This is a genomic window from Streptomyces laculatispora, assembly GCF_017353455.1.
GTDB lineage: Bacteria > Actinomycetota > Actinomycetes > Streptomycetales > Streptomycetaceae > Streptomyces > Streptomyces laculatispora.
Map to the genome: position 1 here is coordinate 1 of NZ_JAFMPZ010000522.1, position 7,550 is coordinate 7,550.

7 protein-coding genes are annotated in these 7,550 nt (G+C 70.4%); 4 read left to right on the forward strand and 3 right to left on the reverse strand.

From position 1 onward, the window contains the following. The 3 genes from J1C73_RS27425 to J1C73_RS27435 form a co-directional block, all read right to left on the reverse strand. Positions 1–1,068: AI-2E family transporter (locus tag J1C73_RS27425; protein ID WP_207318736.1), on the reverse strand; the 1,068-nt coding region annotated here is incomplete at its 3' end. Between the two features lie 84 nt (positions 1,069–1,152). Then, positions 1,153–2,109 carry a pirin family protein gene (locus tag J1C73_RS27430; protein ID WP_207318737.1) on the reverse strand — a complete coding sequence of 319 codons (957 nt, stop codon included), beginning with the start codon at positions 2,107–2,109 and terminating at the stop codon, positions 1,153–1,155. 153 nt (positions 2,110–2,262) lie between these two features. Then, positions 2,263–2,703 carry an SseB family protein gene (locus J1C73_RS27435; protein WP_018522179.1) on the reverse strand — a complete coding sequence of 147 codons (441 nt, stop codon included), beginning with the start codon at positions 2,701–2,703 and terminating at the stop codon, positions 2,263–2,265. A gap of 205 nt (positions 2,704–2,908) precedes the next feature. Between J1C73_RS27435 and J1C73_RS27440 the strand changes: the two genes are divergently transcribed. The 4 genes from J1C73_RS27440 to J1C73_RS27455 form a co-directional block, all read left to right on the forward strand. Continuing rightward, on the forward strand, positions 2,909–4,735 hold the full coding sequence (locus J1C73_RS27440) for an acyl-CoA dehydrogenase (protein ID WP_207318738.1): 1,827 nt from the start codon (positions 2,909–2,911) through the stop codon (positions 4,733–4,735). A gap of 220 nt (positions 4,736–4,955) precedes the next feature. Beyond that, positions 4,956–6,254, forward strand: coding sequence for a M18 family aminopeptidase (locus J1C73_RS27445; protein ID WP_207318739.1), 1,299 nt, complete (start codon positions 4,956–4,958; stop codon positions 6,252–6,254). 100 nt (positions 6,255–6,354) lie between these two features. Further along, positions 6,355–6,570 (forward strand): DUF6458 family protein, encoded by a 216-nt coding sequence (locus J1C73_RS27450; RefSeq protein ID WP_123460354.1) that lies wholly within the window; start codon positions 6,355–6,357, stop codon positions 6,568–6,570. 123 nt (positions 6,571–6,693) lie between these two features. Further along, positions 6,694–7,550, forward strand: an 857-nt coding sequence (locus J1C73_RS27455; RefSeq protein WP_207318740.1) for an AfsR/SARP family transcriptional regulator, incomplete at its 3' end; no start/stop codon positions are given.

A 7,550-nucleotide genomic window follows, 5' to 3' on the forward strand; every position in this document is an offset into this window, starting at 1 on the left:
GGCTTGTGCGTCCGGGGGGTCCGGTGGGGGCACGTGGCCCTTGCGGAGTTCGCCGAGGATGCCGAACGCCGCCGCGCACACCGGGACCGCGAGCAGCATCCCCAGCAGGCCCGCCACACTCGCGCCCGCCGTCAGCGCGATCAGGATCGTGGCCGGGTGCATCTGGACCGTACGGCTCTGGATCATCGGCTGGAGGACGTGGCCCTCCAGCACCTGTACGGCGAGCACCACCCCGAGCGCCCAGAGCGCGATCACGAAACCCCGGTCCGCGAGCGCCACCAGCACCGCGACGGTGCCCGAGATGAAGGCCCCGAGGTACGGGATGTAGGCGCCGACCAGGACCAGCGCGCCCAGCCCCACCGCGCCGGGCACCTTCAGGATCAGCAGGCCGACCGTGATGCAGACCGCGTCGATGAGCGCGATGAACGTCGTGCCGCGCATGAAGCCCTCGACGGCCTCGAACGCCCGCCGGCCCATCGCCTCGACCAGGTCTCCGGCGCCGCGCGGGGCGATGGAGTGCGCGAGTTTCACGCCCCGGTCGGAGTCGCGCAGGAAGAAGAAGGTCAGCAGGAGCGCGAGCACGCTCGTGGCGATGAGCGAACCGACCAGGCTGAGGCCGCTCAGGAGCCCGCCCGCGGCGCTCGCGCCGAACCGCTCGACGAGCTGCTTCGCATTGGCGGCCAGGTCGTCCACATTGGTGTTGCCCGTCACCCCGAAGTGGTCGACGACCCAATGACCGGCGTCCTTCAGCGACCGGACGATCTGGTCGCCGGTGTCGATGAGCGCGGTGACGACGATGTAGCCGGCGCCGCCGACCACCGCGACGAGGAGGGCGCAGGTCAGCCCGGCCGCCACCGAACGGTTCACCCCGTACGCGGTGAGCCTGCGGTGGACCGGACCGAGCAGCGCCGTACCGAGCAGCGCGAGCAGGACGGGGGTGACGGCGGTCTTGAGGGCGACACACAGCCAGATGGCCACCGCGGCGACGCCGGCGACCAGCAGGACGACACCGCACCAGGCGGCCAGTCGCCGCGCACCGATGGGCAGGAGGGGCTTCTGGGTCTGCACCCTCCCACCCGATCACGCCGCGGGGGCGATGTCCCGCTCGCGCCGCCGTACGAGTGACGCACCGTCATACGGCGGCGGCGCGGCTCACATCCCGTGGACGGCGGGCACGGTGCCGAGGCGGCCTGCCTGGAAGTCCTCGAAGGCCTCCTTCAGTTCGGCCTGGCTGTTCATCACGAACGGCCCGTAGTGCGCCATCGGCTCCCGGATGGGACGCCCGCCGAGGAGGACGACCTCCAGCTCCGGGGTGTTGCCGTCCTGCTGCTCGTCCGCGCGGACGGTCAGCGAGGAGCCGGCGCCGAAGACGGCGGTCTGGCCCATGTGGACGGGCCTGCGGTCCTCGCCCACGGTGCCGCGGCCCGCGAGCACGTACGCGAGGCCGTTGAAGTCCTCGCGCCACGGCAGGGTCACCTCGGCGCCGGGGCGCACGGTGGCGTGGATCATCGTGATGGGGGTGTGGGTGACACCGGGGCCCTCGTGGCCGTCGAGCTCGCCCGCGATCACCCGGAGCAGCGCGCCGCCGTCCGGGGAGGCGAGCAGCTGGACCTGGCCACCGCGGATGTCCTGGTAGCGCGGGGCCATCATCTTGTCGGCCTTGGGCAGGTTCACCCAGAGCTGGAGGCCGTGGAAGAGGCCGCCCGACAGGACGAGCGACTCCGGCGGCGCCTCGATGTGGAGCAGCCCGGACCCGGCCGTCATCCACTGGGTGTCGCCGTTGCGGATGGTGCCGCCGCCACCGTTGGAGTCCTGGTGCACGAAGGTGCCGTCGATCAGGTACGTGACGGTCTCGAAGCCGCGGTGCGGGTGCCAGGGGGTGCCCTTGGGCTCACCGGCCGCGTACTCCACCTCGCCCATCTGGTCCATCATGATGAACGGGTCGAGGTGCTTGTAGTTGATCCCCGCGAATGCGCGGCGCACGGGGAATCCCTCGCCCTCGAACCCGCTGGGCGCCGTGGTCACGGCGAGCACGGGACGGGCCACGGCGTCGGCCGGGGCGGCGACCTTGGGCAGGGTCAGCGGGTTTTCGACGGTTACTGCGGGCATGGAAGCCACCTCCGGGGACTGTTCTGGAATCAATTTAGTTGAATGGTGAACATCCTGCAAGGCGGCTTTCATTCCCGCACCGCCCGGAACAGCGCAAGGGGCTCGTGCCGCCGAGCGGTACGAGCCCCTTGCGAGGGGGGAGGGGGCCGGCGGTCAGCCGTACATGCGGCGCATCGCGAAGTCGACCATCTGCTCCACGGCCTTGGCGTCGAAGACCATGCGGTGCTCGCCCTCCATGTCCAGGACGAAGCCGTAGCCGGTGGGCAGCAGGTCGATCACCTCGGCCCCGGTGATCACGAAGTACTTGGACTCCTTGCCCGCGTAGAGCCGCAGCTCCTTGAGCGTGGTGAACATCGGGATGACCGGCTGCTGGGTGTTGTGCAGCGCGAGGAAGCCCGGATTGTCACCGCGCGGGCAGTAGACCTTCGACGTCGCGAAGATCTGCTGGAAGTCCTCGGCGGCCAGCGAGCCGGTCGTGAAGGCCCGTACCGCGTCGCCCAGCGAGGGCGGCGAGGGTTCGGGATACAGCGGCTGCTCGCCGTAGCCGCCACCCATCGGCTGCTGTGCGCCCTGATTCTGGTCGTAGCCGTACATGGGACAAAGAGTAATCGGACACATCTCTGCCTCGGGGGGTTGCGTCTTATTACTGACGGGTAGCATCATCGTAGAGGTCAGCTGATACGTCCGGGCCCCGCCAGGTCCCCGACCGCGCGGCAGACCGGTATCCGCGAGCCCGTCGCCCGTTTCTCACCCTCCACGGGGCGCTGCGCGCCACTGCTATTGATTACGGAGCCTTCCCATGGGGCACTACAAGTCGAATCTCCGCGACATCGAGTTCAACCTCTTCGAGGTCCTCGGGCGCGACAAGCTGTACGGCACCGGACCGTTCGCGGAGATGGACGTCGAGACCGCGAAGAGCATCCTCGACGAGGTCGCCCGCCTCGCGGAGAACGAGCTCGCCGACTCCTACGCCGACGCCGACCGCAACCCCCCGGTCTTCGACCCGGAGACCAGCACCGCACCGGTCCCGGAGAGCTTCAAGAAGTCCTACCAGGCCTTCATGGACTCCGAGTACTGGCGCCTGGGCCTCCCCGAGGAGATCGGCGGCACGACCTCCCCGCGCTCCCTGATCTGGGGTTACGCGGAGCTGCTGCTCGGCGCCAACCCGGCCGTGTGGATGTACTCCTCCGGTCCGGCGTTCGCCGGCATCCTCTTCGACGAGGGCAACGAGGCGCAGAAGAAGATCGCCGAGATCGCCGTCGAGAAGCAGTGGGGCTCGACGATGGTGCTGACCGAGCCGGACGCCGGTTCCGACGTCGGCGCGGGCCGCACGAAGGCCGTCGAGCAGGAGGACGGCTCCTGGCACATAGAGGGCGTGAAGCGCTTCATCACCTCGGGCGAGCACGACATGTCCGAGAACATCATCCACTACGTACTGGCCCGCCCCGAGGGTGCGGGACCGGGCACCAAGGGCCTGTCGCTCTTCATGGTCCCGAAGTTCCACTTCGACTGGACCACCGGCGAGCTGGGCGAGCGCAACGGCGTGTACGCGACGAACGTCGAGCACAAGATGGGCCTCAAGGCGTCCAACACCTGCGAGATGACGTTCGGCGACCAGCACCCCGCCAAGGGCTGGCTGATCGGTGACAAGCACGACGGCATCCGCCAGATGTTCCGCATCATCGAGTTCGCCCGCATGATGGTCGGCACGAAGGCCATCGCGGCGCTCTCGACGGGTTACCTGAACGCGCTGGAGTACGCCAAGGAGCGCGTCCAGGGCACCGACCTGTCGCAGTTCATGGACAAGACGGCCCCCAAGGTCACCATCACGCACCACCCCGACGTGCGCCGCTCGCTCATGACGCAGAAGGCGTACGCCGAGGGCATGCGTTCCCTCGTGCTGTACACCGCCTCCGTCCAGGACGCGATCCAGGAGAAGGAGGCCGCGGGCGAGGACGCGAAGGCGCTGCACGGCCTCAACGACCTGCTGCTGCCGATCGTGAAGGGCTACGGCTCGGAGAAGTCGTACGAGCAGCTGGCGCAGTCGCTCCAGACGTTCGGCGGCTCCGGGTACCTCCAGGAGTACCCGATCGAGCAGTACATCCGTGACGCGAAGATCGACACGCTGTACGAGGGCACGACGGCCATCCAGGGCCAGGACTTCTTCTTCCGGAAGATCGTCCGCGACCAGGGCGCCTCGCTCAACACGCTCTCCGAGGAGATCAAGAAGTTCCTCGCGGGCGCCCAGGGCAACGAGGAGCTGTCCGGCGCGCTGGACTCGCTCGCCAAGGCCGCCGTGGACCTGGAGGCGATCGTCGGCACGATGATCACCGACCTCACCGCGACCGGCGAGGACGTGAAGAACATCTACAAGGTGGGCCTGAACACCACCCGCCTGCTGCTGGCCTCCGGCGATGTCGTCGTCGGCTACCTGCTGCTCAAGGGCGCGTCCGTGGCCGCCGAGAAGCTGCCGGCCGCCTCCGCCAAGGACGTCGCCTTCTACCGGGGCAAGATCGCCGCCGCGAAGTTCTTCGCCGCGAACGTCCTGCCGGGCGTCGGCGCCGAGCGCGCGCTCGCCGAGTCCGTCGACAACTCCCTGATGGAGCTGGACGAGGCCGCGTTCTAGGGCTTCCGCAGCCGGAATCATCGACAGCACCGCCACCCGGACACGCTTTCGGGTGGCGGTGCTGTCGTAGGCGGTCGGGTGGAGGCCCTCGCCGCCCTGTGCCGAGCGCGCCGGCAGGCGCGGGACGGCGACAGGCCCTCCGCGGTGCCCGGACGATAGCCGCGTCACGCCGGGGGACGACGGTGAATTCTCTGGCACGGGCCTGGTTACAGTGAAGAACATGAGTTCTTCCCTCCGCTTCGACCGCGGGCACACCGACGATCTGATGGCCTTCCTGATGGCCGGCCCCTCCCCGTACCACGCCGTGGCGGCCGCCGCGTCGAAGCTGGAGAAGGCCGGTTTCCGGCAGGTCGAGGAGACGGCGGCCTGGGACGGAACGACCGGCGGCAAGTACGTCCTGCGCGGCGGCGCGATCGTGGCCTGGTACGTGCCCGAGGGCGCCGGGGCGCACACCCCGTTCCGGATCGTCGGGGCGCACACCGACTCACCGAACCTGCGGGTGAAGCCGCTGCCCGACACGGGCGCCCACGGCTGGCGGCAGATCGCCGTGGAGGTCTACGGCGGCACGCTCCTCAACACCTGGCTGGACCGGGACCTCGGCCTCGCCGGGCGGATCTCGCTGCGCGACGGGACGCACCGGCTGGTCGACATCGACCGGCCGCTGCTGCGCGTCCCGCAGCTGGCCGTGCACCTGGACCGGTCGGCCAACTCCGACGGCCTGAAGCTCGACCGCCAGAAGCACATGCAGCCGATCTGGGGCCTCGGGGACGTGGAGGAGGGCGACCTCATCCGGTTCGTCGCCGAGGAGGCGGGCGTCGACGCCGAGGACGTCACCGGCTGGGACCTGATGCCGCACCCCGTCGAGGCACCGTCCTACCTGGGCCGTGACCGCGAGCTGGTGGCCGGGCCCCGGATGGACAACCTGCTCTCGGTGCACGCGGCGGTCGCGGCGCTCGCCGCCGTGGCCGGACAGCCCGACGCGCAGATCCCGTACATCCCGGTGCTGGCCGCCTTCGACCACGAGGAGAACGGCTCGCAGTCCGACACCGGCGCGGACGGACCGCTGCTCGGCACGGTCCTGGAGCGTTCGGTGTTCGCCCGCGGCGGTACGTACGAGGACCGCGCCCGCGCCTTCGCCGGCACCGTCTGCCTCTCCTCCGACACCGGCCACGCGATCCACCCCAACTACGGCGAGCGGCACGACCCGACGCACCACCCGGTCGTCAACGGCGGACCGATCCTCAAGGTCAACGTCAACATGCGGTACGCGACCGACGGCAGCGGCCGGGCCGTGTTCGCGTCGGCGTGCGAGAAGGCGGGCGTGCCGTGGCAGACGTTCGTCTCCAACAACTCGATGCCGTGCGGCACCACGATCGGCCCGATCACCGCCGCCCGGCACGGCATCCAGACCGTCGACATCGGCGTGGCCATCCTGTCGATGCACAGCGCCCGTGAGCTGTGCGGCGCCGACGACCCGCATCTGCTGGCGACCGCCCTGGCCTCGTTCCTGGCGGGCTGACCGGAACGGCAACCGCCACCGCACACATGGTCGTTGCCGGGCCGGGTACCCGCTCCTTACACGGCCCGGAGCTTCCGGGGCATCGAGGAGGCGGAAACTCATGGGACTCGGAGGATGCATCATTCTCATCGGTGCGGGGGCGATACTCGCCTTCGCGACCGACTGGGAGATGGACAGCGTCAACGTCGACATGGTCGGCTGGATCATGATGGTCGTCGGCGTCATCGGCGTCTTCGTCTACGCGAGCGTCATGCGGCGCCGCCGCATGGTCGTGCCCCCCACCACAGTGGTTTCCGAGGACGAACGCCGCCTGTGACCCGGCCGGGTGCGCCCCGCAATCCGGGCGCACCCCCTCCCCGCTCTCCGGGAACGCCGGATATTCTGGGATCTTGTGCGTGACCCGGCACCGGGCGCGTCATGCCCGGAAGGGGAGCCGCTCGTGGAGTTCCGGCTGCTCGGCACCGTCTGCGTCGACACGCAGACCGGGCCACTGCCCCTCGGCCCCGCCAAACGCCGCAGCCTGCTGGCCGCCCTCCTGCTGCGCGCCAACACCCCCGTGTCCGTGGCCCGGCTGTCGGACTGCCTGTGGGACGACACCCCGCCGCTGCACGCCCGCACCGTCGTCCAGGGTCATGTGTCGCGGCTGCGCGCCCTGCTGACGGGCGCGGACGCGGAGATGCACGGGGTCGAGCTGGCGACGCTCGGCGACGCGTACGTGCTGCGGGTGCCGGAGACCCTGCTGGACTCCCAGCGGTTCGAGGAACTGCTGATGCTGGCACGGGAGCAGCGCAGCCCGGCCGACAGCGTGCTGATGCTGAAGGAGGCCCTGTCGCTGTGGGAGGGTCCGGCGCTCACCGGTACGTACCCCAGCGCACCGCTCCAGGCGGCCGCGCACGCGCTGGAGGAGTCCCGGCTCACGACGGTCGAGCAGCTGGCTCACGCCTACGCCGTGCTGGGCGAGCACCACCGGGCGGCGGCGGTGCTGCGGGCCGAGGCAGTGGCCCATCCGATGCGGGAGTCGCTGGCGGCGGCCCTGATGACGGCGCTGCACCGGTCGGGACGCCAGTCGGAGGCGGTGGACTGCTTCCACCGCACGCGGCGGCTGCTCGCCGACGAACTGGGCATCGACCCCGGACGCGAACTGGCGGACGCCTACGCGCAGATCCTCCGCGGCGACCCGGAACCCGCACCGGACCTTCCGGGCCGTACGGCGGTGGGCGCCGGGGCCGGGGCCGGCACCCCGGCCGGCACCGGAGCAGGTACGCCGGGCGGCGCCCCGGGCCTGGAAGCCGCGGG

Excerpts from the sequence above, each read along its gene's own strand:
- J1C73_RS27450 (WP_123460354.1), top strand. The coding sequence starts at position 6,355 with ATGGGACTCGGAGGATGCATCATTCTCATCGGTGCGGGGGCGATACTC.
- J1C73_RS27440 (WP_207318738.1), top strand. The coding sequence starts at position 2,909 with ATGGGGCACTACAAGTCGAATCTCCGCGACATCGAGTTCAACCTCTTC.
- J1C73_RS27445 (WP_207318739.1), top strand. The coding sequence starts at position 4,956 with ATGAGTTCTTCCCTCCGCTTCGACCGCGGGCACACCGACGATCTGATG.
- J1C73_RS27430 (WP_207318737.1), bottom strand. The coding sequence starts at position 2,109 with ATGCCCGCAGTAACCGTCGAAAACCCGCTGACCCTGCCCAAGGTCGCC.
- J1C73_RS27435 (WP_018522179.1), bottom strand. The coding sequence starts at position 2,703 with ATGTACGGCTACGACCAGAATCAGGGCGCACAGCAGCCGATGGGTGGC.